Source organism: Herbidospora daliensis, from assembly GCF_001570585.1.
Taxonomy (GTDB): Bacteria; Actinomycetota; Actinomycetes; order Streptosporangiales; family Streptosporangiaceae; genus Herbidospora; species Herbidospora daliensis.
This window is the reverse complement of the sequence record NZ_BBXF01000005.1, coordinates 1-24,641: the sequence shown is the minus strand read 5'-3', so window position 1 is coordinate 24,641 and position 24,641 is coordinate 1. Positions and strand designations below refer to the sequence as shown.

The following is a 24,641-nucleotide window of genomic DNA, read 5'->3' as shown; positions in this document are numbered from 1 at the left end:
CAGGGTCACCACCACGCGACGGCCGGTCCCGCCGGCCGTCGCGTCCCGGGCGGCGGCAGGTCGAGCGACCGGTCGGCCCGCACCATCCGGTCGTGGACGCGGCCGAGGTCGCCGGTCGGTTCGAGGCCGAGCTCACGCACGAAGTCGCCCCGCGCCCTGCGGTAGGCCGCCAGGGCGTCGGGGCGGCGTCCGTCGCGGTAGAGGGCCAGCATGTACGCGCCGATCAGCCGTTCCCGCAGCGGATGCTGCCGCACCAGGTCGGCCAGCTCGGGCAGCAGTTCGCGGTGCCGCCCGCACTCCAGTTCGGCCTCCACGCACGACTCGACAGCCGCCAGCCGCAGCTCCTCCAGGCCCACCCCCAGCCGGTCGCGGACCCGGTCGGTGGCGGCGTCGGCGAGCAGCGGCCCGCGCCACTGCGCCAGCGCGTCGCGCAGCAGCCGCGCCCGGCCGCCCGGCCCGGCCAGGCGGGCCCGCCCGACCAGGTCGCGGAACCGGTGGACGTCGACCGCGCCCGCGTCGGCCTCGGCGACGTAGCCGTCGCCCCGCAGCAGCAGCCGGAAGCCCCGTGACCCCGTGCGGTCGGGGTCGAGGGCGCCGCGCAACCGGGCGACGTGGCTGTGCAGCACGCCCCGGGCGTGGGCGGGCGGCTCGTCGTCCCACAACAGATCCAGCAACCGGCTCACCGGCACGACCCGGCCCGCCTCCAGCAGCAGCACGCCCAGCAGGCAGCGCTGCGCGCGGCGGGCCAGCGCGGCCCGGCCGCCGCCGCGCCACACCTCGACCGGACCCAGCAGCCGGAACTCCCAACCCCCGTCAGTCATGCCCGCCACGATCGGGATCACCGGTATACGAGGGGTATAGACGCAGGTCAGGGCGGCAAGCCGGTGTCAAGGCGGAGCGACGACGCTCGGCGGGTGCTGCGCATCCACTTCACCGCCGAGGACATCGCGCGGACCAGCCTGAGCACCGTCGCCGACCCGCTGTGGGAGGTCCTGCTGAGCCACTTCCGGCTGGGCGAGGCGAACCCGCCGATCCACCTGCGGCCCTGGACGGCGCGGCTGCGCGCCCGCCCCGGCCTGGCGGCCCCGATGCGGCCCGGCGCGGCGTTCCTCGCCGCGCTCGCGCCGCGCGGCCGCTACGTGCCCGACCTGCTCACCCCCGCGGAATCGGCGGGCGGGCTGGAGGCGGGCCTGGACGCGGTCAGCGCGACCGACCCGCGGCGGCTGCGGCGTGAACTCGGCCTCGCCGGGCGGCGGCTGCCGGCTCCCCTGCCGGAACTGACGCGGGCCCTGGGCGACTTCCACCGCGCGGCGGTCGGCGCGCACGACGACCTGGTGCGGGCGGGCGTCGAGGCCGACGTCGCGACGCGGACGGGCGCGCTGCTCGCCGGGGGCGTGGAGGCGCTGCTGCGGAGCTTCGCGCCGGCGATGCGCTGGCGGCGGCCGGTGCTGGAGGTGCGGTACCCCGCCGACCGGGACCTCCATCTCGGCGGCCGGGGCTTGCGGTTCGTCCCGTCGTTCTTCTGCGACGGGACGCCGGTGTCGCTCGCCGACCCGGGCCTGCCGCCGGTCGTCGTCTACCCGATCGCGGCCGAGCACCGGGTCGCCGCCACCGCGACCGGCGGCTCGCTGGCCGAGCTGATGGGCCCGACCCGCGCGGCCGTGCTCGACGCGCTGCGGCACACCGCCTCGACCACCCAGCTCGCCGCCCGGCTGCACGCCTCGCTCGCCTCGATGAGCCGCCACACCAAGACCCTCCGGCAGGCGGGCCTGATCACCAGCACCCGGCGCGGGCCCGCCGTGCTGCACGGCCTGACCCCGCTGGGCCGCCGCCTCCTCGACGGCGCGTGAGCACCCTTTGCGTTGCGGCGCAAAGGTCTTACCGGCGCGGGCGGCGCTGACCGAGTCTGGCGGCCATGCGAATCACACGATCCCTGATCTCGGCCGCCTTCGCCCTCCTCGTCGGCGTGGCCCTGTCGCTGACCACCGCGCCGGCCGCGCAGGCGGGCTGCAGCTCCGCCGTCTCCGGCAGCTACAACTGGGACGGCACCATCAGCACCCACGTGCGCGGCACCAGCTGCTCCACCCGCTCCGCCCACCTGACGGTGAGCGGCAACGAGAACTGCTGCACCCCGTTCTGGGTGAAGATCGAGCGGCAGCTGTGGGGCAGCTACGGCTGGCTGACCACCAACACCCAGGTCAAGAGCGCCCTCTGGAACGGGTACGTCGAGCTGAACACCGCGACCGTCCCCTCACGGCCGTCAGACGGGAGCGAGCGGTTCCACGCCTGCTGGGGCGTCGGCTCGTCGCAGCCGAGTTCGTGGGACTGCGGCCCCTGGGTCAGCTGACGGCAGAGGCGCGGCCGCCCCGATCGGGCGGCCGCGCCTCTCACTGTCCGGGAAGGTCCGGCCCCGTCCGGCCGGGAGTGTGGTCAGAAGGGGCGGGCCGCCTCGACCAGGGCCTCCATGATGCGGTTGTCCGTGCCGCGCTCGGGGTGCCACTGCACGCCCACGCAGAAGCGGTGGCCCTGCAGCTCGACGCCCTCGACGATCTGGTCGTCGGCCCAGGCCACCGCGAGCAGCCCCTGGCCCAGCTTCTTCACCGCCTGGTGGTGCGGCGCGTTCACCTCGAGGCGGTCGCCGACCGCCTTGCCGATCTTGCTGGACACACTGATGATCACGGTGTGCTTCGAACCGGCGTGCCGGTCGTGCGCCACCACGTCGGGCAACCACGGGATCAGCGAACCGCCCAGCGCCACGTTCAGCACGTGCATGCCGCGCGACACCGCCAGCACCGGCTTGCCCGCCGCCACGGCCGCCTTGGCCAAAGCGATCTCGAAGCGGTCGCGGTGGGCCTGCGGCTCGTCGACGCGCGATTCGCGCGCGTCGCCGTAGAGGGCGGGGTCGACCTCGATGCCGCCGGCGAGCAGGACGCCGTCGAGCCCGCGCAGGTGGTCGTCGACGTTGGCGGGCAGCAGCGGGGGCAGCACGACGGGGACGCCCCCGGCCTTCTCCACGGCCCGCGAGTATCCCTGCGGGGAGACCACGGCCTCCCGCACCCACGCACCCCAGCGGGCGGCCTCAAGGTAGCTGGTGATGCCGATGATCGGACGGGCCATGGATTCTCCAGTAGGTTGCGCGCGACGGCATGCCCATCATGGCGCACATGATTTCGGTTTTGTCACGTATCCCACGTATCAGTCACTGCGCCTTGTAACAACGCGAATGACATTCGCGTTTCTTGTCCGAAAATGTCGGGACCTTCCATCACAGAGAATGACACGTCGACTACAAACAGTCGCCTTTGGGGTGAATCAGTTGTGACGTGCATCTCAGAGTGGAAGACTCCCAAATGAGCGAAGGTTGTGCCGGGGGGCCGCCGCGCTCGTTCACCCGGAACCGTCAGGGAGGTGGATCGGCAGACCGGAAGAACCTATTCCGGTCACTCAGGGTGGGACCATTACATGTCGTTGAATCCGCGCCTCGTCAAAGAGAGTTTCTCCGTCGTCGAGCCCGTCGCGGAGCGAGCAGCCGCGTACTTCTACGGCCGCCTGTTCGCGCAGAGTCCGCATCTCCGGGGCATGTTCCCCCCGGCGATGGACATCACGCGAGACCGTCTTTTCGGCTCGCTGACCCGGATCGTCTGGATGCTCGACAGCCCGGACAGCCTGGGGGGGTATCTGGGACAACTCGGACGTGACCACCGCAAGTACGGGGTCGTGGCCGAGCACTACACCGCCGTCGGCAACGCGCTGCTGGCGACCATCAAACGCTTCGCGGCCGAGATCTGGAACGCGGAGATCGAGGCGGCCTGGGTGGCCGCCTACACCGCCGCCGCCGACGCGATGATCGGGGCGGCCGACGCCGACGCGGGCAAGAACCCCGCCTGGTGGCTGGCCGAGGTGGTCGACCACGACCGCCGCGCGCCCGACATCACCGTCGTCACGCTCCGGCCCGGCCAGCGCATGGACTTCGTCCCGGGCCAGTACGTCAACGTGCAGGTCGCCCGCTGGCCCCGCGTCTGGCGCACCTTCTCCATCGCCAACGCGCCCCGGGCCGACAACACCATCACGCTGCACGTGCGCACCCTGCCGGGCGGCTGGGTGAGCACCGCGCTGGCCCAGCACACCAAGGTCGGCGACCAGATCCTCCTCGGCCCGCCGGTCGGCACCATGGCCCCGCCCGACGGCCGGCGCGACATCCTGTGCGTGGCGGGCGGCACCGGCCTCGCCCCGCTGAAGGCCATCGTCGAGCAGGTCATCACCTCGGGACGGCGGCCCAACATCTCCATGATCGTGGGCGCCCGCCGCGCGGCCGAGCTCTACGACCTGCCCGACCTGCGCCGCATGGAGTCGGGCTTCCCGTGGCTGAGCGTGCTGCCGGTGGTGTCGCAGGAGGAGTCGTACACGGGCATGCGGGGCGACCTCGACGAGGTGGTGCCGAGGATCAGCGTGTGGACCGGCCACGAGGTGTACGTGTGCGGCCCGGCGACCATGGTGAACGCGACCGTGCGGCGGCTGCTCGACAGCGGGGTGCCGCTGGCCTCCATCCACCGGGACGCGATCCAGGGCGAACCCTGAACCGCGCCCCTCGACGCTCCGGGCCTGGCACGATGAACGGATGAAAGCCCGGCCGGTCACCCTGGTGACCTTCGTGCTGCCCAGTACCCTGCGCCACTGGATCGGTGACGACACCCAGGTGCGCGTGTTCGCCGTCGCGCCCCAGGAGTCGGAGACCCCGACCCTCGGGGGCGCGCTCGACACCCTGCGCCGCACCCACCCCGATCTGGAGGGGCGGCTGCGCGACGAGTACGGCGCCCTGCGGCGGCACATCGGCGTCTTCGTGTGCGGCGAGAACGCCCGGCGCCTGGGCGGGCTCGACTGCGAGCTCCCCCCGGGCGCCGAGGTCTACGTGCTCCCCGCGCTGAGCTAGTACCGCTCCGCGATCCCCGAGTTCACCTCCGTCAGGACCAGCGTCGACTTGGCGTACCTGACGAGGGTGGCCAGGGTCGGCGGCTGGGCCAGGGTGGTCTGGGCGTAGCGCACGGCGTCGCCGACCGAGCCGAGCCCGAGCGCCTGCGTCGTCAGGGTGCGGACCGTCGTGCCGGCGTTGATCCTGCGGGTCGCCGTGTTGAACAGGGCGGCCAGCAGGTCGGCGCGCAGCTGGCGCGGCTGGGTGACCGGCAGCAGCAGCACCGCCGACGCCTCCTGCTGCGACAACCTGCCGTCGGGGGCCGACCCGTCGGCGCCGTCCCAGCGGGTGTCGGTCGCCTGCACCCGGGCCAGGATCTCGGCCGTGCGCAGGTCGTCGCGGAGCGCCCACAACGCCCGCAGCATCGGGTTCCGGCTCGGCGCGACCGCGGTGACCGTGGTCGACGACGAGGCGGCGACCGGCGCGAAGACGCACGCCCCGCTCCCGTTCCTGTACGCGATCGACACGGCCCCGGCGAAGGTCGCGCCCGGGAGGGCGAGCAGGGTCGGCCGGGCGGTGAAGACGATCGCCCGGTCGCCCGAGTTCGCGGGCAGGTCGCCGGGGTTCCAGGTGAGGGTCCTGGTGCCGTCGGCGTTCAGGGTCACCGTGCCCGGTTTCGGCCCGGCGCCCAGGTCGAGCGGCTTGCTGTAGTAGACGTCCTTCGGCACGGTCGCCGTGACGGCCACGTTCGAGGCGGCGTCGCCGCCGGCGTTCGCATAGGTGATCGTGTACGTGATCGCCTCGCCCGCGTTCACCGACGGGGTCGCCGTCTGGGACACGGTCAGCTTGGGCGCCCGCGCGGTGGTCGCCGCCGAGGCGGTGTTGTCGGTCCGCGACGGGTCGGGCACGCCCTCGGCGTCGGTGCCGGTGACCGTGGCGGTGTTGGTGATGACGGTGCCGTCGGTGACCGCGCACGGCACCTGGTAGCTGAACGGCGTGGTCGTGGTCGCCCCGGCCGCCAGGTCGGGCAGCGTGCGGCGCTGGACCGTTCCGTCGGGCAGCGTGTCGGCGACCTCGATCGCCTTCGCCGGGCCGGGGCCCAGGTCGGTGACGCCCACGGTGTAGGAGATGGTGTCGCCGCCGGCCGCCGTCGCGCGGTCGGCCGTCTTGGTGAGCTTCAGGTCGGCCTGTTGCGTCATCGCCTTGAGGTCGTGCTCGGTCAGCTCGACCGGCAGGTCGCGCCGCGCGCCGTCGGCGAAGAAGCCCGCGTTCAGGCGGGGGTCGTACTGGATGCCGGCCCAGTCGTCGTGGCCCTTGAGCTCGGTCTTCTCCTGGATGTTGCAGCCCTTGCCCGGGTCGCCGATGGAGTCGATCCAGTTGACGTCGGCCTCTGCCTTGGTCTCCTTGTCGTCACCCTCGCCGTTCCAGTTGATGGGCTGGTCGTTGGCGTCGGCGAGCCGCCACTTGCCCTTGAGGCCCCAGATCATCTTGCGGGCCGGGTTCGGCGTCGCGTACAGGCGCTTGTTCTCGTCGAGTTCGGTCTCCTTCAGCGGGACGCCGAAGGCGGTGCCCTTGGCGGCGCTGCTGTAGTCGAGGGGACGGTTCGGGTCGCGGCGCGAGAACTGGAAGGCGTAGCTCATGATGCTCAGGTAGTTGGGCTTGCAGTTGACGTGGTCGCCGCCGCCGTGGCCCAGGCTCAGGGTGTGGCCGAGTTCGTGCATGAACGTCGACCCCTCGATCATCCGCCGGTCGGCGTCGTCGTCGAAGTCCCAGGTCGCGACGGTGACGATGAAGTCGTTGCCGCCTTCGAGGGTGGCGTCGTCGATCTCGGCCTGGCCCGAGGAGCCGAGGTTCCCCTCGTACTGGTGGCCGAAGATCATGTAGCGGTAGACCAGGCGGCGGGCGTCCAGGATGGCCTTGCAGTTGGGACTGGCGCGGTCGGCCGCGGTGCCGAGGTGGCCGTCGCAGTCCACGTCGGGCTTGCCGCCCTTGAGGTCGTTGAAGTCGTCGAGGTCGCCGGGACCGGGGTCGAGGAACTTCACCACGTTGACCCGGGGCACCTGCTCGCCGCTCAGGACGTGCAGGTTGATCCCCCGGTACTTGCCGGGTTCGTACAGGTCGACCGGGGCGGCGGCGAACGCGTTCACCACGTCGGTGATCGCGCCGGCCTGGGGGGCCGCGCCCTCCATGTGGTCGGCCTCGACGAACAGGTCCTTGCGGTAGGGCAGCGCGCCCAGGTCGCCCAGGGGCAGGTCGACGGTGCCGTTGCCGTCGGCGTCGACGCCCCGGCCGGGGGCCTCCCAGGCGTCCATGAGGCCGTCGCCGTCGCCGTCGGTGGTCTTGGCCTTCTCCAGGCAGTCGGGGGTGGTGATGGTGAAATAGCCGCGCGCCGAGTCGACGGCGCTCTGCTCGCTCTCCCCCGCCAGCGACGTGACGCCCGCGCCCTGCTGCGCCGTCAGGCCGCCGCCGGTGAACACGCACGTGTTCAGGTCGAACTTCAGGTCGACGTGGTCGCCCGGCGCGCCCCAGTCGATGGGGTCGTCGTCGCTGGAGTCGTCCTGGTCCCACAACTCCATGTGGACGTCGATCGGGTTCTGGCTGGTGTCGACGTCGGCCGAGTGCACCCAGTTGGTGCGGAAGTCGGTGCCGTGGGCGCAGCAGAAGTCGTCCTTGCCGTCGTAGAGCTCCTCGTTGCCGATCTTGAACTTCGGGTAGTAGTCGTTCGGGCACGGCACGGTCGCGCCCTCGTCACACGAGATCTCGACGACCCGGTAGAGGTGGACCGTGACCCGCACGGTCGCGGCATTGGCGGGCGGTGCGACGAGAAAGGCCGCCACGACCAGTAACCCGGTCAGGGCGGCCTGCACTTTCCTCATTTCGGGGGTGCTCCTTCCACGATGCTCGTCATCGCAGAATGGAGCCGCCCCACCCCAAGCGCCTGAGCACCCGGGTACTCAAATCACGGCGCGACGCGCCCGTTGGCGTTGAAGGCCGCGTGGGTGAGCGGCATCAGCCCGGCCCACAGGGCCTCCATCTTCTCGGCCACCATCTCGATCTCGCGCTGCGGGAACGACGGGACCGCGGCCCGGTCGTCCTTGGTGCGCAGCGACAGGAAGTGCATCAGCGCGCGGGCGTTGCAGGTGGCGTACATGGAGGAGAACAGCCCGACGGGCAGCACGGCCCGCGCCACCTCGCGGGCCACTCCGGCCTCGAGCATCTTCTGGTACGCCGCGTAGGAGGCCCGGTAGGACTCCTCCATCGTCTCGGAGACGAGGGCGTGCTGTTCGGGGGTGCCGTCGACGAAGACGTACTTGCCGGGACGGCCCTCCTGCACCAGCTTGCGGTCGGCGCCCGGCACGTAGAACACCGGCTGCAGCTCCCGGTAGCGGCCGCTCTCCTCGTTGTAGGACCACACGCGGTGGCGGTGGAACTCGCGGAAGACGAAGATCGGCGCGCTGATGAAGAAGGTCATCGAGTTGTGCTCGAACGGCGACCCGTGCCGGTCGCGCATCAGGAAGTTGAGCAGGCCCTTGGACCGTTCGGGATCCTTGTGGATCTCCTCCAGCGACTGCTCCCCCGCCGTCGAGACCCGGGCCGCCCACAGCACGTCCGAGTCGGACGCGCTGTGTTTGACCAGTTCGACGGTCACATCACTCTGCAACTTCACCATGGGCCACGAGCATAACGACCTCAGGTGATGTCCCTGCGGGTGGTGGTGACATTCGCGATGAGGGCGAACAGCAGGGCGTAGGCGACCAGGACGAGGGCGCCGCCCCAGGCGGGCAGCAGGTTCGACTCGCCGAGGCCGGTGTCGAAGTCGATGTTCATCAGCGCCTGCGCCGCTCCGCCGGGCAGCCACTTGCCGACCGTCTGGAGGGCCGGGAAGGCGCCCAGGATCGACTCGATCACGTAGGCCCACACGATGCCGCCGATCAGCGCGGCCACCTGGTTGCGCACGAGCGCGCCGAGGCCTATGCCGAACAGGGCGTACAGGACCAGGGTTGCGAAGACCCCGAGGGTGAGCTGCGGGATGCGGCCCGCCGTCAGGTCGATCGAGCCGCCCCCGATGAGCACGGCGGTGATGGCGACGACGGCGGTGAACAGCAGCGAGATGACCGCGAAGAAGACGCCGACGATCACCCCGGCGCCGAGCTTGGCGGCGATGACGCGGCCGCGCTTGGGCGTGGTGAGGAACGTGCCGGTGATGGTCTGGTAGCGGTATTCGCTGGTCATCAGCACGATGCCGAGGATCATCGTGAAGATGTTGGCCCCGGAGGCGAAGCTGAGGGCCAGCGGCAACCACGCCGGGTCGTCGAGCGCGGGCAGGCCCGGCTGGCCGTTGGCGGGCGCGACCCCGGCCTGGGCGATGAGGAAGGCCAGGCCGAACGCGGTGAACGCGAACATGACCAAAGCCATAGCCCACCACAGGCGGGTGGTGAAGAGCTTCTGGAGCTCCGCGCGGATGAGGTTCGTCATGCCCGCTCCCCCTCTCCGGTCAGGTCGAGGAAGACGCTCTGCAGGTCGGAACGCTCGTGGGCGACCTCGGTGAGGAGCACCCGCTGGTCGAGGGCCAGGCGGCCGATCTCCTCGGCGTCGAGGCCCTTGACGCGGAGCAGGCCCGGTTCGACCTCCTCGACCTCGGCGCCGGCGGCGCGCAGGGCGGGGGCGAAGTCGTCCTTGGTCTTGACGCGGACCGCGCCGCCGCCGTTGCCGGTGAGTTCGGCGAGGGTGCCCTGGCGGATCATGCGGCCCTTGGCGATGATCACCACGTTGTCGACGGTCTGCTCGACCTCGGCCAGCACGTGGCTGGAGACCAGCACGGCCGCGCCGGTGTCGTGGGCGAGGTGGCGCAGGAAGCCCCGCAGCCACTGGATGCCCGCCGGGTCGAGGCCGTTGGCGGGCTCGTCGAGGATGAAGATCTTCGGCTGGCCGAGCAGCGCGCCCGCGAGGGCCAGCCGCTGGCGCATGCCGAGGGAGAAGCCGCCGACCCGCTTGCGGGCGGCGTCGGCGAGGCCGACCTGTTCGAGCGCCTCGTCGGGCCGGGAGGCGGGCAGGCCCGCCGCGGTGGTCATGATGCGCAGGTGGTCGCGGGCGGTGCGGCCCGGGTGGAAGCTGGTGGCCTCCAGGACCGCGCCGACCTCGTTGAGGGGATGGTCGAGGCTGGCGTACCGCCGCCCGTTGACCAGGGCCTCCCCCGAGTCGGGGGTGACCAGGCCGAGCAGGGAGCGCAGGGTGGTGGTCTTGCCGGCGCCGTTGGGGCCGAGGTAGCCCGTGACGGTGCCGGCTTCCACCGTGAAGGAGACGTCGTCGACGGCGCGGACGGCGCCGAACGACTTGCTGAGGTTGCGGATCTCTATGGCAGTCATGGCGCTTTCAAGTCTTTCCGCCAAGATCTGCTGGTTCCTCCTACCTAAAGAGGATTTAAAGTCGGTAGATCCGACGAGCGTTCCCCGATCCGATCATCCCCGCGACCCGTTCCGCATCCCCGGCCGACCAGTCTCCGGCGTCGATGCGGGCGGAGAGTTCGCGGGCCAGCACGGTCCGGTGCCGCAGGGCGCCCAGGTAGACGGTCTCGGCGACGCCCCAGCCGCCCGAACCGAACATGATCTTGTGGAACGGCGCGAGCCCGAGCACCTCGGCGAGCCCGTCGCGCACGTCGATGTGCACATGGGGGAACGTGGCGGCCAGGAAGGCGGCGGCCCGCTCGTACGGGGAGCAGTGCAGCAGGATGACCGGCACCCCGAGCGGCCCGAGCGCCCGGATGAAGGGGGCCAGCGCGGTCGGGTCGGACCGGTGCAGCACACCCGGCTCGACCCCCGAGTGGCCGCACGGGATCTGCAGCGGCATCGCCCGCTCCCGGGCGACGTCGACGCCGGTCCAGAGCAGGTGGCGCAGCAGCACCGGGTCGGTCAGCGGCTTCTTCGGCTCGGCGGCCCGGCGTCCGGCCGCCGCCAGCACGGCCCCGCGCGCCGGACGGACCGGATCGACGTCGAGGCCGCAGCGGTAGCCGATCACGGTCGACAGGCCGACCGCCCGGGAGGCCCGCGCGGCGACCTCGGCGCGTAGCCGGTCGAGGTAGCCGGGCGCGCTCAATCCCTCTTCGGCGACGTCCTGCTCGACCCGTTCGAGCCGGACGATCTCGTCGGAGGCCGCGCCGCCGAGCCGTCCGGTCTCGGCCACCGACAGCAGGTCGGGCGAGGACTCGGTGCCGGTGTCGACCAGGAAGGCGACGACGCCGGCGGCCCGCAGCAGCGTCCGGTTGACCTCGGCCGCCCCCAGCTCGGCCCGGCGGGCCAGGTAGACGGCGGCCGGGGCGTGCGGTTCGAGCCCCAGGACGGGCGCGCACCAGCGCCGGATCGCCACCCCCTCGGGGGTGTCGAAATGGGTGGTCCCGGGCGGCGCGGAATGGCCCGCCCGGGTGATCAGCGTCTCGAACTGGGCCCTGACCAGGTCGTCGCGGCGCACCCCCTGGCAGTGGTGGTCGACCAGGGGCGCCGTCAGCGCCGCCCGGACCGGACCCGGCAGCACCGGCGTCATTCCCTCGTCCCCCTTGGCTTCGACAGGGACGAGACTCTAGGGCCGCGGCCGCCGGGCGGTCAGGCGATCGGTGCGATCTTTACCGGGCCAGCCTCAGCACGTTGGCGATGATCTTGGCGCCGGCGCCGCCCTCGGTGGTGAGGATCGACTCGGGGTGGAACTGCACCCCGAACCGGCGGTTGGCGACGTCCTCGATCGCCATGACCGCGCCGTCGGAGGTCGCCGCCGTGACCGTGAAGCCCTGCACGCCCGGGTGCTTGGCGTGCACCGAGTGGTAGCGCGCGGCGGTGAACGCCTCGGGCAGCCCTTCGAGCAGCGCGCTGTCGCCCTCGCGCTTGATCTGCCCGCGCTTGCCGTGCTCCGGGTAGGGCAGCAGGTCGAGCTGCCCACCCGCCTGCTCGACCATGGCCTGCAGCCCGAGGCAGACCCCGAAGACCGGCAGGTTCCGCTCGTAGAGGGCGGCGACGAGCCGGTCGGTGCCGAAGTCGGACGGCCAGCCGGGGCCGGGCGAGAGCACCACGAGGGTCGGCGCGATCTCCTCGATCATCGTGGTCGGGAAGCCGTGGCGCAGCGTGACGACCTTCGCGCCCTGCTGGCGGAAGTAGTCGGCCAGGGTGTTGACGAACGAGTCCTCGTAGTCGACGAGGAGCACGGTGTGGCCCTCGCCCGGCTGCTCGGCCGCGACGGCCTCCTGCGCCACCTCGCCCCGGCCGACCGCCGCCAGCGCGCCCAGCAGGGCGCTGGCCTTGAGCTCGGTCTCGCGCTCCTCGGCGTCGGGGTCGGAGTCGACCAGCAGGGTCGCGCCCGCCCGGACCGTCGCCACGCCGTTCTTGATCTGGGCGGTGCGCAGGGTCAGGCCGGTGTTCATCGAGCCGTCGAAGCCGATGAAGCCGACCGCGCCGCCGTACCAGCGGCGGGTGGTGGCCTCGTGGTCCTCGATGAACTGCATCGCCCACGTCTTCGGGGCGCCGGTGACGGTGACCGCCCACATGTGGGTGAGGAAGGCGTCGAGGGCGTCGAACTCGGGGCGCAGGTAGCCCTCGATGTGGTCGACGGTGTGGATCAGCCGGGAGTACATCTCGATCTGGCGGCGGCCGATGACCTTGACCGAACCGGGCACGCAGATGCGCGACTTGTCGTTGCGGTCGACGTCGGTGCACATGGTCAGCTCCGACTCCTCCTTCACGCTGGACAGGAGGGTGCGGATCGCCTCGGCGTCCTCGACCGGGTTGGCGCCGCGGGCGATGGTGCCGGAGATCGGGCAGGTCTCCACCCGCTCGCCGGAGACCCGGACGTACATCTCGGGCGAGGCCCCGACCAGGTGCTCGCCGTCGCCGAGGCTGAGGATGAACTCGTACGGCGCCGGGTTGCTGGTGCGCAGCCCCCGGTAGAAGGCGGGCGGGTCGTCGCAGGGCGCGTGGAAGACCTGGCCGGGCACGACCTCGAACAGGTCACCGCGCCGGAACTTCTCCTTCGCCTTGGCGACGACGTCGGCGTACGCGCCCCTGACCGGGTCGGCCGGGATCTCGCCCGCCTGGACGAGCTCGCGGGAGTCGCCGGTGCGCGGCAGGCCCTTCGTGCTCTTCCCGTCGTAGGCGAACTCGTAGGAGTACTCCAGCACGGTCTCCTTCACCCGGTCGATCACCACGAGGCGGTCGGGCAGGTGGAGGACCAGGTCGCGCTGGTCGTCGGGGCGGGTGAGCGCGTAGCGGATGGGCTCGAACTGGAAGGCCAGGTCGTAGCCGAACGCGCCGTAGAGCCCGAGGTGCTGGTCGTCGCCCTTGAACGCGGCGATGACCTCGCGGATCGCGGTGAAGACCGTGGGGCGGCGCGAGCGCATCTCCTCGGGCAGCCACTCGTCGGACGGGTGCACCTCGACCTCGGTGAAGGTGGCGGTGGGCGTGCCGACGACCTCCCCGGCGGCGCGGAGACAGGCCGCGACGGCGGGGAGCACGACGGCGCCCCGGTCGTTGAGCGCGCGGGCCGAGATGCGGCGGCCGCGCGCGACGAGCTCCAGGCAGGGATCGGCGTAGCCGAAGGCCCATCGGCTGTACCTGCCCGGATAGTCCATGCCCGAGGAGAACGCCCCGCCCCGGCGAGTGCCGAGCGAGTCGACGATCTCGTCGAGGGCCGCCTCGGGCACGGCGCGCACCACGCGCTCGACCCCGATGCCGCCCGCCGTGGTGTAACCGCTGGTCTCCACTGTCGCCCCTTGATCCACTCATGCCCCGGGGGCGGAAACACAGAAGGCCGCCCAATCCCGGGGCGGCCTGTTTCGATTCGCGAGAAACCTGAGCTGAGGGCCGCCTGTTAGCGGCGCCACCACTGCTGCTGAGGAATCTGCATGCGGCACACAATAACACGCCGCAATCCACATGTCGGGCGAATGACCTGACCGTTCGGCGCGCCCAGGCCGCCGCTCGTCGATGGGAGCTCCACCTGTGACACCCGTCACTTTACGCTCCAATCGACAACCTGTCGGAAGGAGTGTCCGTTGACGGATCCACGTTCCCCCAGATCGGACCGCAGCCGCTGGAACTGGGTGCTGGCGCCGGCCATCGTCGTCCCCCTCGTACCGGCCCTGTTCAACCATGAGGAGCCCCGGCTGTTCGGCGTTCCGCTGTTCTACTGGCTGCAGCTCGCCTTCCTGGTCATCAGCGTGTCGGCGACCCTGATCGTCTACCGGGTGACCCGCCGATGAACGAGCACATCACCGAGATCGTCATCTTCACCGCCCTGTTCCTGCTGGTCAGCGGCATGGGCTTCGTGGCCGCGCGGTGGCGGCGGGCCGACAACCTCGCCTCGCTGAACGAGTGGGGGCTGGGCGGGCGCAACTTCGGGTCGTGGATCACGTGGTTCCTGGTGGGCGGGGACCTCTACACGGCGTACACCTTCGTCGCGGTGCCGGCGCTGCTGTTCGGGGCCGGGGCGACCGGGTTCTTCGCGGTGCCCTACACGGTCATCACCTATCCGCTGGTGATGCTGGTGCTGATCCGGCTCTGGTCGGTGTCGCACGTGCACGGGCTGGTGACGCCCGCCGACTTCGTGCGGGTGCGGTTCGGCTCGCCGACCCTGGCGCTGCTGGTCGCGATCACCGGGATCGTGGCGACGATGCCGTACATCGCGCTCCAGCTCATCGGCATCGAGGCCGTGCTGAAGACGATGGGGGTCACCGGCGACCTGCCGCTGATCATCGCGTTCGCCATCCTGGCGGCGTACACCTACCAGAGCGGGCTGCGGGCCCCGGCGCTGATCGCGTTCGTGAAGGACATCCTGATCTACATCGTGATCCTCGTCGCGGTGATCTACATCCCGGCGCGGCTCGGCGGGTTCGGGTCGATCTTCGACGCGGCCGACGCCAAGTTCGCCAAGACCCCCGCGCCCGGCGACGGGACCCTGCTGAACGCCAACAACCAGCTGCAGTACATCACCCTGGCGCTGGGGTCGGCGATGGCGCTGTTCCTCTACCCGCACAGCGTGACCGGGGTGCTGGCCTCGCGGTCGCGCGACGTGATCAAGCGGAACATGTCGGCGCTGCCGGCCTACAGCCTGTTGCTGGGGCTCATCGCGCTGCTCGGCTACATGGCCATCGCGGCCGGGATCACCCCGATCGGCACCGACGTGAACACGGTCGTGCCGCAGCTGTTCGACCAGATGTTCCCCGACTGGTTCACCGGCGTCGCGTTCGCGGCCATCGGCATCGGCGCGCTGGTCCCGGCGGCGATCATGTCGATCGCGGCGGCGAACCTGTTCACGCGGAACATCTACAAGGAGTACCTGCGGCGCGACGCCACCGACGCCCAGGAGGCCCGGGTCAGCAAGCTGACCTCGCTGGTCGTCAAGGTGGGCGCGGTGCTCTGCATCCTGCTGATCGACCCGCAGTTCTCCATCGACCTGCAGCTGATCGGCGGCGTGATCATCCTGCAGACGCTGCCGTCGGTGGCGCTGGGGCTGTTCACCCGGTGGTTCCACCGGGTGGGCCTGATCGCGGGCTGGACGGCCGGGATGACGGCCGGGATGGTGCTGCTCTACAACATCGCCAACCCGGCCAACAACCACGCCCACTTCGGCGGGTCGGCGTTCCCGCTGAGCAAGCTCGGCTTCGACACGCCGATGACGGTGTACGCCGGGTTCCTGGCGCTGATCGTGAACCTGGCCGTGGCGGCGCTGGCGACCGTGCTGGCCCGGCGGCTCGGGTCGTCGGAGGGGGTCGACGGGACCAGCCCGCGCGACTACACCGCCGACGCCGGGGACCCCGAGGTGAAGGACGACCTGGAGGTGGCCGGGTCGACGTGATCTCCCCTTACGGCGCCTTTACAAAGTAGATCTCAAGGCGGTTCTCACGTGGCCCTCATGTCCGGTTCCTAGCGTGACGGGCATGACAGACCACGACGAAGGCCGCCGGGTCAGCCGGCGCACGATGATCGCCGGGGTGGGTTCGATCGGTCTCGGCACGCTCCTCGCGGCGTGCGGCGCGACCGGGTCCACCCCGGTGACTACCTCCACGGGTGCGGCGACCATCAGCCCCCGGTCGGGCGTGCCCGGCGACCTAACGGCGCTCTTCGACTCCTCCGGGACCTGCACACTGACGCCCTCCACCACCCCGGGGCCCTACTACTTCGACGCGGACAAGATCCGCTCGGACATCCGCGAGGACCGGCCGGGAACGCGGCTGGACATGGCGATCCGGGTACGCGACAGCGAGACCTGCGAGCCGCTGAAGGACGCGGTCGTGGAGATCTGGCACTGCGACGCGGGCGGCCTCTACTCGGGCGCGGAATCAGCCTCGACCGGCGGGCCCGGCGGCGCGCAGCCCCCAGACGGGCAAACTCCAGGCGATGCTCCGGTTCCAGACGGTCAGGCTCCGGGCGGTGCTCCGGTTCCAAACGGTCAAGGTGCGGGCGGTCAAGGTGCGGGCGGTCAGGCTTCCGGAGGTCAGGCTTCGGGTGGTCCGGGGGCTTCCGGCGCTATAGGTGATCTCGTGCCGACCGATGACGAGCGGTATCTGCGGGGTGCTCAGGTCACCGGGGCCGATGGGATCGTGGTGTTCACCACCATCTGGCCCGGGTGGTACCGGGGGCGGACCGTGCACGTCCACGCCATGGTTCACGTCGGCGACGAGCGGACGCTCACCACCCAGGTCATGTTCGACGAGGCGCGCAACGACGAAGTGCTGGCCGCCGGCGCCTACGCCGGGCGGGGCGCGCGCGACACGCGGAACGACGGCGACTCGATCTTCCGGAGCTCCATGGTCATGGCCACGGCGCCGAGCGGCGACGGCTTCCAGGGGGCGATCACCTTCGACGTCGACCCCGGCCGCGACGGACGGTAGCCCGCCGCCCGCGATCTCTGGGATCATCGGCGGGCATCGACCGTGACGGGGAGGGAACGCCGATGGCAGATCCGGGAGCCGCGGGGGACGGCCTGCGCAGGGCCAGCACGACGGCGGGGCGCATCCTCGTCCTGATCGCCCTGACGGCGGTCATCCTGTGGATCGTCTACCAGATCAGGACCGTCGCCATCAGCGTCGTGTTCGCGATCTTCATCACGGCGCTGATGATGCCCCCGGCGCGGCGGCTGCGCCAGTGGGGCCTCAACCGCGCCCTGTCCACGCTGCTCGCGTTCGTGGCGGTGATCGCGGTGCTGGCGGGGGTCATCGCGCTGCTGGTCCCCCCGACGATCGACGGGTTCGCCGAGCTGAGCAACAGCATCGGCAAGGTCGTCACCGACCTCCAGGCGACCGCCGCGCGCTTCGGCTTCGACCAGGCCCGCATCCAGGAGATCGTGCACGACGTCCAGACGTTCCTGTCGCAGCGCGGCGGCGAGGTCGCCTCCGGCGCGATCACCGGGGTGAAGACCGTCGGCGAGATCGTGGTCGGCGGGGTGCTGGCGCTGATCCTGGCCGTCTACCTGGTGCACGGCGGCGACCACCTGGTGCGCTGGGTGGCCGACCTGGCCCCGCGCGGCAGCCGCGACCACATCATGACCACCAGCAAGATCGTCTTCGACGTGGTCGGCCGCTACGTGCGGGGCGTCGCGGCGGTCGGCTTCGTCGACGCCTTCTTCATCGGCCTCGCGCTGTGGATCCTGGGCGTGCCGATCGCGCTGCCGCTGGCGGTGCTGACGTTCGTGGGCGCGTTCCTGCCGGTCATCGGCGCGCTGTTCGCGGGGCTGCTCGCGGCGGTGGTGGCGTTCGTGGCCAAGGGCTGGCTGGTGGCCCTGATCGTGATCGCGGTGACGATCCTGGTGCAGCAGCTCGAAGGCCACGTGCTGGCGCCGATGATCTACGGCAAGGCGCTCGACCTGCCGGGCGCGGTGATCCTGCTGGCGCTGACGGTCGGCAGCGTGGTCGCGGGCATCATCGGCGCGTTCCTGGCGGCCCCGGTGACCTCCGTGATCGTGGCGCTGATCCGCAACGCCCAGGGCCGCTCCCCCGACTCGGGCCCGCCCGCGTCCCCGCCGGAGCCGCCGCCCCCGGCCCGGCCCGCGGTGGCCTGACCGCTCAGCGGGACGCCAGTTCCCGCAGGGCGGCGGCGAGGCGGTCGACGTCGGCGGCCGAGGTGAACAGGGCCGGGGTGACCCTGACGCAGTCGCCTTTGGTGACGCCGCCCCGGTGCACCGTGAAGATGCGGTGCCGGGTGTAGAGGTGGTCGACGACGGCGGTGTTGTCGGCCTCGGAGGTGCGGCCCGCGAAACGGAAGGCGGTCATGCCGCCGTACATGGCCGGGTCGTCGGGGGTGAGGATTTCGATGGGCAGGTCGCGCACCTGGCCGACCCAGCGGTCGCGCAGGTGGCGCAGGCGGGCCTCCTTCACCTTCGCGCCGAGTTTCTCGTGGAAGTCGAGGGCGGCGCCGACGCTGAGGATCGGGGCGACGTCCATGGTGCCCGTGTGGACCCGGGAGCGGATGTCGGCCTGCTGCGACTCGTCGCCGAAGACGGGGGCGACGTCGGCCAGGCGCTCCTTGCGGATGTAGAGGAAACCGCTGCCCAGCGGCGCGCCCATCCACTTGTGCAGGGAGAAGACGCCGAAGTCGGCGCCGAGTTCCGGCAGGGTGAAGTCGAGGTGGCCCCACGTGTGGGCGGCGTCCACGATCACGTCGACGCCCTTCGCGCGGGCCATCTCGACGATCTCCCTGACGGGCACGACGAGGCCCGTGAGGTTGTTCATGTGGCTCAGCAGCAGCAGCCGCAGGCGCGGCGTCTTCTCCAGGGCGGCGGCGTAGGCGTCCACGACCGCCTGGCGGGTGGCCGGTTCGGGGATCACCAGGCGTTCGACGCGGGCACCGTGCCGGTCGGCCAGCCATTTCAGGGCCGACTTGCCGGTGTGGAAGTCGAGGTCGGCGTGCATGACGGCGTCGCCGGGGGCGAGCCGCCGGTAGCCGGTGATCAGGTTCTGCAGGGCCTCGGTGCCGCCCCGGGTGAAGGCGATCTCCTCCTTGGTCACGCCGAGCAGGCCCGCGACGCGCGCGGCGGCCTCGTCCGCCGGCTGCCGGTACGCCGTGCGCAGCAGCCGGCTGTTCTCCGCGTTCAGCCGGTCGGCGTGGGCGTGGTAGGCCAGCCTGACGGGTTCGGGCATGCTGCCGAAGTAGCCGTTCTCCAGGTTCACGAAGCCGGGGTCGACCCGGAACGCCGCCGCCACCGACCGCCAGTAGACCTCGTCGCGGGCGACCTCCTCGGGAGCGCCCGCGGGGGCCGCCACCGCGGTCGCGGGGCGGGCCATCAGAGACAGCGGCAGGCCGGTGAGCATCGCGCGGCGTGACAGGGTCACGTCTCCCCCTTCGGTACGGCTGGGGGGCGGCTCGATTATCCGCCGCCCCGGCCGCCGGGACCGGCGGGGCACCACCAAACACGCGGAAAGTTCGGTTACTTTGCGTGACGACATGTCTTCTCATCTGGTGGGCGGCACCCCGGTACGCCTGATCACCGAGCCCTTCGCCCCCGCCGGGCGGGGCTTCTGGGCCAAGCTGGAGGCGGTCAACCCCGGCGGCCTGAAGGACCGGGCCGCCCTGCAATCGTCGGGCGGGCCAGGGAGCGGGGCGAGCTCGCGCCCGGCGCGATGATCGTCGAGTCGACGTCGGGCACGTTCGGGCTGGGGCTGGCGCTCGCCGGGATCGTCTACGGCCATCCGGTCACCGTCGTCACCGATCCCGGCATGGAGCCCCTCGTCCACCGGCTGCTGACCGCCCACGGCGTGCGGGTCGAGACGGTGTCGCGGCCGCATCCGGACGGCGGCTGGCAGCATGCCCGGCTCGACCGGGTGGCCGAGCTGCTGGCGGCGCATCCGGGGGCCTACTGCCCCGACCAGTACGCCAACCCCGACAACGTCGGCGCCTACGCGGGCCTGGCCGACGAGCTGGCCGGGCAGCTGGGGCGGGTCGACGTGCTGGTGTGCAGCGTGGGGACGGGCGGCCACTCGGCCGGGGTGACGAGGGCGCTGCGGCGGCGCGACGGGCGGGTGGTCCTCGTGGGGGTCGACGCGGTCGGGTCGACGATCTTCGGCCAGCCGGCCCGGCCCCGGCTGATGCGCGGCCTGGGCAGCAGCATCCACCCGCGCAACGTCGCGCACGGCGAGTTCGACGAGATCCACTGGGTCGCCGCCAACGAGGCCGTCTGGGCCTGCCGGACCCTCGCCGCCACCCACTACACGACCGGCGGGTGGAGCGTCGGCGCGGTCACCGTCGTCGCCTCCTGGCTGGCCCGCACCCTGCCGCCGGACACCCGGATCGCCGCCGTCTTCCCCGACGGCCCGGCCCGCTACGGCTCGACCATCTTCGACGACGCTTACTGCGCCGCCCACGGCCTGCTGCACCGGCCGCCGGCCGCCGAACCCGACGAGATCAAGACGGCCGACGAGGCCGAGGTGACCCGCTGGACGCGGATGGTGGTCCGGTGAGGGCCTGGCGCTCGTTCGACGGCACCGCGCGGCTGCTGATGGTCAACCAGTTCACCATCAACGTGGCGTTCTACCTGCTGATGCCGTTCCTGGCCGGGCACCTGTCGGGCGGGCTGGGCCTGGCAGGCTGGACGGTCGGGCTGGTGCTCGGGGTGCGCAACCTGAGCCAGCAGGGCCTGTTCCTGCTCGGCGGCACGCTGGCCGACCGGCTCGGCTACCGGCCGGTCATCATCGCCGGGTGCCTGCTGCGCACGCTCGGGTTCGCGCTGCTCGGCTTCGCGGGCACGCTGCCGGTGCTGCTCGCCGCCTCGGCGATGACCGGGTTCGCGGGCGCGCTGTTCAATCCGGCCGTACGCGCCTATCTCGCCCACACGGCCGGTGATCGGCGGGTCGAGGCGTTCGCCCTGTTCAACGTCTTCTACCAGGCCGGGATCCTGCTCGGGCCGGTGGTCGGGCTGGCCCTGATGGCGGCCGACTTCCGGCTGGTCTGCGCGGTGGCCGCCGGGTTGTTCGCGGTGCTGACGGTCGTGCAGGTGCTGGCGCTGCCGCCCGGTCCCGGGACGCGGGCGGAGTCGGCGGGGGTGCTGGCCGACTGGCGGACCGTGCTGGCCAACCGGCCCTTCGTGCTGTTCGCGGGGGCGATGACGGGGTCGTACGTGTTGTCGTTCCAGGTCTACCTGGCGCTGCCGCTGGCGCTCGGCGACCCGGGCGCGGTGACGCTGCTGTTCGTGGTGTCGGGCGGGATCGCGGTGCTCGGCCAGCTGCGCATCACCGCGTGGGCGCGGTCCCGCTGGACGCCGGAACAGGCCATGACGTGGGGCCTGGCCCTGATGGGCGCGGCGTTCACGCCGCTCACGGTGACGGCGTGGCCGGGCGCGGTGCTGCTGTGCGCGGCGCTGCTCGGCGTCGGCACGGCGCTGACGTACCCGTTCGAGATGGACACCGTCGTGGCGCTGTCGGGCGGGCGGCTCGTCGCCACCCACTACGGCCTCTACAACTCGATCGCCGGGATCGGCATCACCGCGGGCAACCTGGCCGTCGGGGCGCTGCTCGACCACACCGCCCTGCTGTGGGCGGCGCTGGCGTGCCTGGGCGCGGGGTGCGCGGCGGGCGTCCACCTGCTCGGCCGCTCGGGCCTCACCCGGCCGCTACCGTGGTCGCATGGCTGACGGATGGCAGTGGGACGCGACCCTGTTCCAGGGCGCCGCACCGCACTACGAACGCGGCCGGCTCCCCTACGCCCCCGGCTACGCCGCCACACTGGCCGCCGCGCTGGGTCTCGACCACCGCAGCCGCGTGCTCGACGTCGGCTGCGGCCCCGGGACCGTCACCCTCGCCCTGGCCCCCCACGTGGGCGAGGCGATCGGCCTCGACCCCGACCCCGGCATGCTGGCCGAGGCCCGGCGGCGGGCCGAGCTCAGGGGCGTGACCAACGTGCGCTGGGTGGCGGGCCGGGCCGAGGACCTGCCCGGCGACCTCGGGACTTTCCAGGCGGTGGTGTTCGCCCAGTCGTTCCACTGGACCGACCGCGACCGCGTCGCCTCGGCCGTGCTGCGCATGCTGCCGCCGGGAGGCGCGTTCGTCCAGGTCGGCGAGGTGAAGACGCCGCAACCTCCGGTGTACGCCGCGATCGGCGAGCTGGTGCGGCGTCACCTCGGCCCGGTGCGCCGGGCGGGTCAGGGCGTGCTCGTGAACGGCACCCCGGGCCGGGAGGACCTGGTGCTGGCGCGGGCCGGGTTCGGCCCGGTCGAGCGCATCGTCGTCCCGGCCGGAGAGGTGATCGACCGCACGGCCGACGACCTCGTGGCGTGGACGTTCTCCCGCTCCGACTCCGCGCCGCACCTGTTCGGCGACCGGCTCGCCGACTTCGAGCACGACCTGCGAACATTGCTCGGCGCGGGCCCGTACCCCGAACGCCTCCCGGCGACCGAGATCAGGCTCTGGCGCTCCGCCCAACATACGTATACTTATGCGCATACGGAGGAGGCCGACGATGCCCAATAAAACGATCTACGTCTCTGATGACGACCTGCCGCTCTTCCAGCGGGCCACCGAACTCGCCGGGGGCAAGCTCTCGGCCGCGATCAGCACCGCCCTGCGGCGCTACGTCGAGATGGAGGAGGGCCGCGAGGAGGGCTACGACGAGGTCATCGTCAAGGTCGGCCAGGGCACGGCGGTGCGCAAGCAGCGCTTCTCCGGGGTGCTGCTCGGCGAGTGGAGCCGCCTGGTGGGCCAGCGCAACGAGACGTTCCGGGTCTACCGGTCCCGCAAGGGCAAGTACGTCCTGCACGTCGAGCGCTCCCCCGAGTGGACCGACAGCATGACCCGCGACGCCGAGAACTGGTTGTCGGGGCTGTTCTCCCGCGAGGCGCTGCGCACCTACCTCGGCCTGGCCGACTCCGACTACGGGTTCATCCAGGGCGAGGCCACCCTGGAGGTCCTCGACACGTTCGAGCAACTGCGCGGCCGGGTCCCCGACGAGTTCTTCGCCATGATCACCGATCTCGGCAAACCGCCTGTCGTCGAGGACCTCGACATCTAGTTCCTGAGACCGGAAACGTTGGGCGGTCAGGCCACGGCTGACAGTGGTCGGCCGCCCCATCGGATGCGTTTCTCGCTGCGGACGCGGGCGCGTTCACGGGCGACGCGGAAGAACGCGCATAGGTCCCCCGCGAACATGTCGGACGTTTCCATCGCCGGGAAATGGCCGCCGCGGTCGAATTCCGACCAGTCGGCAAGGGGGCGGATCGTCATGTCGGCCGCGTACACGGCGATGCCCTGCGGCGGCGCGGACGGCCGGCCGGACGCGGCGGCGGACATCTCGCGGTAGGCGCGCATGCCCTCGCAGAGGATGTCGGCCGAGGACGCGCCGGAGCCGGTGAACCAGTACAGGCTCACGTTGGTCAGCAGCCGGTCGCGGTCCAGCGCGTCCTCGGGCAGGGCGGCGGGGTCGGTCCACTCCTTGAACTTCTCGGCGATCCACGCCAGTTGGCCGATCAGTGAGTCGTCGAGCGCGTAGGCCAGGGTCTGCGGGCGGGTGGACTGCAGGTGCAGGTAGCCCAGGCCGTCTTATTGGGCCGCGTTGAAGCGCTCGGCACGGGCGCGGTCGGCGGCGGACAGGCCGTCCAGGTCGATGGGCGGGCCGAGCGGGTAGGGCGACGTGGGTGGCGGACACACGGCCGGGGGCGGCCATGGGCAGCAGGGTGGTCACGCCGCCTCCGATGTCGCCGCCCTGTGCGGCGAAGCGCGGGTAGCCGAGCCGGCTCATCAGTTCGGCGAAGGCGGCGGCCACGCGGAACAGGTTCCCCCAGCCGGGTTCCCACACCGGGTTGGAGAAGCCGAAATCGAGGAGCGAGGGGATCACGACGTGGAAGGCGTCCGGCGGGGTCGCCGCCGTGGGCGCGGGGGTCGGTGAGAGGGCCGATCACGTCCAGGAAGTCGACGAATGAGCCCGGCCAGCGTGGCTGAGGATGAGCGGGAAGGCGTCCGGTTCGGGTGAGCGGACGTGCAGGAAGTGGATGTCCTGGCCGTCGATCGTGGTCACGAACTGCGGGTGCTGGTTCAGGAGTTTCTCCTGGGCGCGCCAGTCGTAGCCGTCCGCCCAGCGGGTCACGAGGTCCTTGAGGTAGTTCGCGGGGACGCCGCGCTCCCAGCCGGTGCCGATGTGGCGGGGCCAGCGGGCGCGGGTGAGGGGGTCGCGCACGTCGTCCAGGTCGGACTAAGAGCTCCTAACAAAATGAGTTGAGTCGGCGCCAGCAGATGAGGGCGCACGCCAGTTTGAGGAAGGCTTCGTGGATGTCCGCGCGGGCTTCCCAGCGGATCCGTAATCGCCGGAATGCGTGCAGCAGGGCGAAGGTCTGCTCGACGACCCAGCGGTGTCTGCCCAGGCCGGAGCCGTGCGGGGTGCCGCGGCGGGCGATCAGCGGGCGGATCTGCAGGGCACGGACCAGGCGGCGGTACTTGTCGTGGTCGTAGCCGCGGTCGGCCAGGACGGCATCAGGTCGTTGCCGGGGCCGGCCGCACTTGCCACGGATCTTGGGGATGGCGTGCAGCAAGGGCAGCAGCTGGGTGACGTCGTTGCGGTTCGCGCCGGTCAGGATCACCGCCAGCGGGACGCCGGTGGCGTCGGTGATCAGGTGGTGCTTGCTTCCGGCCCGTCCTCGATCGACCGGGGACGGTCCGGTCTGCGGCCCCCTTTTAACGCTCTGATTTGGGAGGAGTCCACCGCAGCGCGGGACAGGTCCAGGGCATCGACACTCCGGAGCCGATCGAGCAGAACTTCATGCAGCCGCTGCCATATCC

Annotated in this window: 24 protein-coding genes and 1 pseudogene; 13 read left to right on the top strand and 12 right to left on the bottom strand. The window is 71.7% G+C overall.

What is annotated here, in order from left to right:
- Nucleotides 1-5 precede the first annotated feature (5 nt).
- On the bottom strand, nucleotides 6-821 hold the full coding sequence (locus tag AW274_RS23300; RefSeq protein WP_157520674.1) for an AfsR/SARP family transcriptional regulator: 816 nt from the start codon (nucleotides 819-821) through the stop codon (nucleotides 6-8).
- Nucleotides 822-884: 63 nt separating this feature from the next.
- Here AW274_RS23300 and AW274_RS23295 point away from each other — a divergent pair, with 63 nt between their 5' ends.
- Nucleotides 885-1,850 carry an ArsR/SmtB family transcription factor gene (locus AW274_RS23295; protein ID WP_198169373.1) on the top strand — a complete coding sequence of 322 codons (966 nt, stop codon included), beginning with the start codon at nucleotides 885-887 and terminating at the stop codon, nucleotides 1,848-1,850.
- A gap of 65 nt (nucleotides 1,851-1,915) precedes the next feature.
- Nucleotides 1,916-2,347, top strand: coding sequence for a hypothetical protein (locus AW274_RS23290; protein ID WP_062436270.1), 432 nt, complete (start codon nucleotides 1,916-1,918; stop codon nucleotides 2,345-2,347).
- Between the two features lie 83 nt (nucleotides 2,348-2,430).
- Here the strand turns inward: AW274_RS23290 and AW274_RS23285 are convergent, their stop codons facing one another.
- On the bottom strand, nucleotides 2,431-3,117 hold the full coding sequence (locus AW274_RS23285; protein WP_062436268.1) for a gamma-glutamyl-gamma-aminobutyrate hydrolase family protein: 687 nt from the start codon (nucleotides 3,115-3,117) through the stop codon (nucleotides 2,431-2,433).
- 345 nt (nucleotides 3,118-3,462) lie between these two features.
- Here AW274_RS23285 and AW274_RS23280 point away from each other — a divergent pair, with 345 nt between their 5' ends.
- A complete protein-coding gene (locus tag AW274_RS23280; RefSeq protein WP_062436266.1) occupies nucleotides 3,463-4,578 on the top strand; it encodes a globin domain-containing protein in 1,116 nt (371 codons plus the stop codon).
- Between the two features lie 40 nt (nucleotides 4,579-4,618).
- Nucleotides 4,619-4,930 carry a ubiquitin family protein gene (locus tag AW274_RS23275; RefSeq protein ID WP_062436264.1) on the top strand — a complete coding sequence of 104 codons (312 nt, stop codon included), beginning with the start codon at nucleotides 4,619-4,621 and terminating at the stop codon, nucleotides 4,928-4,930.
- Here AW274_RS23275 and AW274_RS23270 read toward each other — a convergent pair.
- The 6 genes from AW274_RS23270 to AW274_RS23245 all read right to left on the bottom strand — a co-directional run bounded on the left by AW274_RS23270 (nucleotide 4,927) and on the right by AW274_RS23245 (nucleotide 13,649).
- Nucleotides 4,927-7,785, bottom strand: coding sequence for a CLIPPER-2 domain-containing protein (locus tag AW274_RS23270; protein ID WP_157520673.1), 2,859 nt, complete (start codon nucleotides 7,783-7,785; stop codon nucleotides 4,927-4,929). The two genes, AW274_RS23275 and AW274_RS23270, sit on opposite strands and share 4 nt — an antisense overlap.
- 83 nt (nucleotides 7,786-7,868) lie before the next feature.
- Nucleotides 7,869-8,579 (bottom strand): FAD-dependent thymidylate synthase, encoded by a 711-nt coding sequence (gene thyX, locus AW274_RS23265; protein WP_062436260.1) that lies wholly within the window; start codon nucleotides 8,577-8,579, stop codon nucleotides 7,869-7,871.
- 20 nt (nucleotides 8,580-8,599) lie between these two features.
- Complete coding sequence (locus tag AW274_RS23260) at nucleotides 8,600-9,385, bottom strand: ABC transporter permease (protein ID WP_062436258.1); 786 nt, start codon at nucleotides 9,383-9,385, stop codon at nucleotides 8,600-8,602.
- Complete coding sequence (locus tag AW274_RS23255; RefSeq protein WP_062436255.1) at nucleotides 9,382-10,275, bottom strand: ABC transporter ATP-binding protein; 894 nt, start codon at nucleotides 10,273-10,275, stop codon at nucleotides 9,382-9,384. The genes AW274_RS23260 and AW274_RS23255 overlap by 4 nt, the downstream gene beginning before the upstream one ends.
- 55 nt (nucleotides 10,276-10,330) lie before the next feature.
- Nucleotides 10,331-11,446, bottom strand: coding sequence for an amidohydrolase family protein (locus AW274_RS23250; RefSeq protein WP_062436253.1), 1,116 nt, complete (start codon nucleotides 11,444-11,446; stop codon nucleotides 10,331-10,333).
- Between the two features lie 79 nt (nucleotides 11,447-11,525).
- On the bottom strand, nucleotides 11,526-13,649 hold the full coding sequence (locus AW274_RS23245) for an anthranilate synthase component I (RefSeq protein ID WP_062436251.1): 2,124 nt from the start codon (nucleotides 13,647-13,649) through the stop codon (nucleotides 11,526-11,528).
- A gap of 291 nt (nucleotides 13,650-13,940) precedes the next feature.
- Here AW274_RS23245 and AW274_RS23240 point away from each other — a divergent pair, with 291 nt between their 5' ends.
- The 4 genes from AW274_RS23240 (at nucleotide 13,941) to AW274_RS23225 (ending at nucleotide 17,944) form a co-directional block, all read left to right on the top strand.
- Nucleotides 13,941-14,147, top strand: a complete 207-nt coding sequence (locus AW274_RS23240; RefSeq protein ID WP_062436249.1) for a DUF3311 domain-containing protein — start codon at nucleotides 13,941-13,943, stop codon at nucleotides 14,145-14,147.
- Nucleotides 14,144-15,742, top strand: coding sequence for a monocarboxylate uptake permease MctP (gene mctP, locus AW274_RS23235; RefSeq protein WP_062436247.1), 1,599 nt, complete (start codon nucleotides 14,144-14,146; stop codon nucleotides 15,740-15,742). Before AW274_RS23240 ends, mctP begins: the two co-directional genes overlap by 4 nt.
- Before the next feature lie 82 nt (nucleotides 15,743-15,824).
- Entirely contained in the window at nucleotides 15,825-16,778 is a 954-nt protein-coding gene (locus AW274_RS23230; RefSeq protein ID WP_062437852.1) for a peptidase associated/transthyretin-like domain-containing protein, read from the top strand.
- Between the two features lie 62 nt (nucleotides 16,779-16,840).
- On the top strand, nucleotides 16,841-17,944 hold the full coding sequence (locus tag AW274_RS23225; RefSeq protein WP_062436244.1) for an AI-2E family transporter: 1,104 nt from the start codon (nucleotides 16,841-16,843) through the stop codon (nucleotides 17,942-17,944).
- Nucleotides 17,945-17,948: 4 nt separating this feature from the next.
- On the opposite strand, the gene AW274_RS23220 is transcribed toward AW274_RS23225, so the two are convergent.
- Nucleotides 17,949-19,214: an aminotransferase class V-fold PLP-dependent enzyme gene (locus AW274_RS23220; protein ID WP_062436242.1), complete on the bottom strand. Its 1,266-nt coding sequence runs from the start codon at nucleotides 19,212-19,214 to the stop codon at nucleotides 17,949-17,951.
- Nucleotides 19,215-19,326: 112 nt separating this feature from the next.
- On the opposite strand from AW274_RS23220, the gene AW274_RS42695 reads away from it, so the two are divergent.
- From AW274_RS42695 to AW274_RS23200, 5 genes are read left to right on the top strand one after another with little or no spacing between them, the layout of a single operon-like run.
- Nucleotides 19,327-19,506 (top strand): hypothetical protein, encoded by a 180-nt coding sequence (locus AW274_RS42695; protein WP_269750618.1) that lies wholly within the window; start codon nucleotides 19,327-19,329, stop codon nucleotides 19,504-19,506.
- On the top strand, nucleotides 19,503-20,339 hold the full coding sequence (locus AW274_RS23215; RefSeq protein WP_269750617.1) for a PLP-dependent cysteine synthase family protein: 837 nt from the start codon (nucleotides 19,503-19,505) through the stop codon (nucleotides 20,337-20,339). The genes AW274_RS42695 and AW274_RS23215 overlap by 4 nt, the downstream gene beginning before the upstream one ends.
- Nucleotides 20,336-21,508: an MFS transporter gene (locus tag AW274_RS23210; RefSeq protein ID WP_232320290.1), complete on the top strand. Its 1,173-nt coding sequence runs from the start codon at nucleotides 20,336-20,338 to the stop codon at nucleotides 21,506-21,508. Before AW274_RS23215 ends, AW274_RS23210 begins: the two co-directional genes overlap by 4 nt.
- Complete coding sequence (locus AW274_RS23205) at nucleotides 21,501-22,343, top strand: class I SAM-dependent methyltransferase (protein ID WP_062436240.1); 843 nt, start codon at nucleotides 21,501-21,503, stop codon at nucleotides 22,341-22,343. Before AW274_RS23210 ends, AW274_RS23205 begins: the two co-directional genes overlap by 8 nt.
- Nucleotides 22,333-22,881: an EXLDI protein gene (locus AW274_RS23200; protein WP_062436238.1), complete on the top strand. Its 549-nt coding sequence runs from the start codon at nucleotides 22,333-22,335 to the stop codon at nucleotides 22,879-22,881. Before AW274_RS23205 ends, AW274_RS23200 begins: the two co-directional genes overlap by 11 nt.
- Before the next feature lie 26 nt (nucleotides 22,882-22,907).
- On the opposite strand, the gene AW274_RS43025 is transcribed toward AW274_RS23200, so the two are convergent.
- The 3 genes and pseudogenes from AW274_RS43025 to AW274_RS23190 form a co-directional block, all read right to left on the bottom strand.
- Nucleotides 22,908-23,237 (bottom strand): hypothetical protein, encoded by a 330-nt coding sequence (locus AW274_RS43025; RefSeq protein ID WP_063813564.1) that lies wholly within the window; start codon nucleotides 23,235-23,237, stop codon nucleotides 22,908-22,910.
- Between the two features lie 526 nt (nucleotides 23,238-23,763).
- Nucleotides 23,764-24,042 carry an epoxide hydrolase N-terminal domain-containing protein gene (locus tag AW274_RS43020; RefSeq protein WP_063813562.1) on the bottom strand — a complete coding sequence of 93 codons (279 nt, stop codon included), beginning with the start codon at nucleotides 24,040-24,042 and terminating at the stop codon, nucleotides 23,764-23,766.
- A 25-nt stretch (nucleotides 24,043-24,067) separates the two neighbouring features.
- Nucleotides 24,068-24,641: pseudogene (locus tag AW274_RS23190) on the bottom strand (IS5 family transposase); the annotation flags it as partial.

Excerpts from the sequence above, each read along its gene's own strand:
- AW274_RS23300 (WP_157520674.1), bottom strand. The coding sequence starts at position 821 with ATGACTGACGGGGGTTGGGAGTTCCGGCTGCTGGGTCCGGTCGAGGTG.
- AW274_RS23290 (WP_062436270.1), top strand. The coding sequence starts at position 1,916 with ATGCGAATCACACGATCCCTGATCTCGGCCGCCTTCGCCCTCCTCGTC.
- AW274_RS23285 (WP_062436268.1), bottom strand. The coding sequence starts at position 3,117 with ATGGCCCGTCCGATCATCGGCATCACCAGCTACCTTGAGGCCGCCCGC.
- AW274_RS23280 (WP_062436266.1), top strand. The coding sequence starts at position 3,463 with ATGTCGTTGAATCCGCGCCTCGTCAAAGAGAGTTTCTCCGTCGTCGAG.
- AW274_RS23275 (WP_062436264.1), top strand. The coding sequence starts at position 4,619 with ATGAAAGCCCGGCCGGTCACCCTGGTGACCTTCGTGCTGCCCAGTACC.
- AW274_RS23270 (WP_157520673.1), bottom strand. The coding sequence starts at position 7,785 with ATGAGGAAAGTGCAGGCCGCCCTGACCGGGTTACTGGTCGTGGCGGCC.
- thyX (WP_062436260.1), bottom strand. The coding sequence starts at position 8,579 with ATGGTGAAGTTGCAGAGTGATGTGACCGTCGAACTGGTCAAACACAGC.
- AW274_RS23260 (WP_062436258.1), bottom strand. The coding sequence starts at position 9,385 with ATGACGAACCTCATCCGCGCGGAGCTCCAGAAGCTCTTCACCACCCGC.
- AW274_RS23255 (WP_062436255.1), bottom strand. The coding sequence starts at position 10,275 with ATGACTGCCATAGAGATCCGCAACCTCAGCAAGTCGTTCGGCGCCGTC.
- AW274_RS23250 (WP_062436253.1), bottom strand. The coding sequence starts at position 11,446 with ATGACGCCGGTGCTGCCGGGTCCGGTCCGGGCGGCGCTGACGGCGCCC.
- mctP (WP_062436247.1), top strand. The coding sequence starts at position 14,144 with ATGAACGAGCACATCACCGAGATCGTCATCTTCACCGCCCTGTTCCTG.
- AW274_RS23230 (WP_062437852.1), top strand. The coding sequence starts at position 15,825 with ATGACAGACCACGACGAAGGCCGCCGGGTCAGCCGGCGCACGATGATC.
- AW274_RS23225 (WP_062436244.1), top strand. The coding sequence starts at position 16,841 with ATGGCAGATCCGGGAGCCGCGGGGGACGGCCTGCGCAGGGCCAGCACG.
- AW274_RS42695 (WP_269750618.1), top strand. The coding sequence starts at position 19,327 with ATGTCTTCTCATCTGGTGGGCGGCACCCCGGTACGCCTGATCACCGAG.
- AW274_RS23215 (WP_269750617.1), top strand. The coding sequence starts at position 19,503 with ATGATCGTCGAGTCGACGTCGGGCACGTTCGGGCTGGGGCTGGCGCTC.
- AW274_RS23205 (WP_062436240.1), top strand. The coding sequence starts at position 21,501 with ATGGCTGACGGATGGCAGTGGGACGCGACCCTGTTCCAGGGCGCCGCA.
- AW274_RS23200 (WP_062436238.1), top strand. The coding sequence starts at position 22,333 with ATGCCCAATAAAACGATCTACGTCTCTGATGACGACCTGCCGCTCTTC.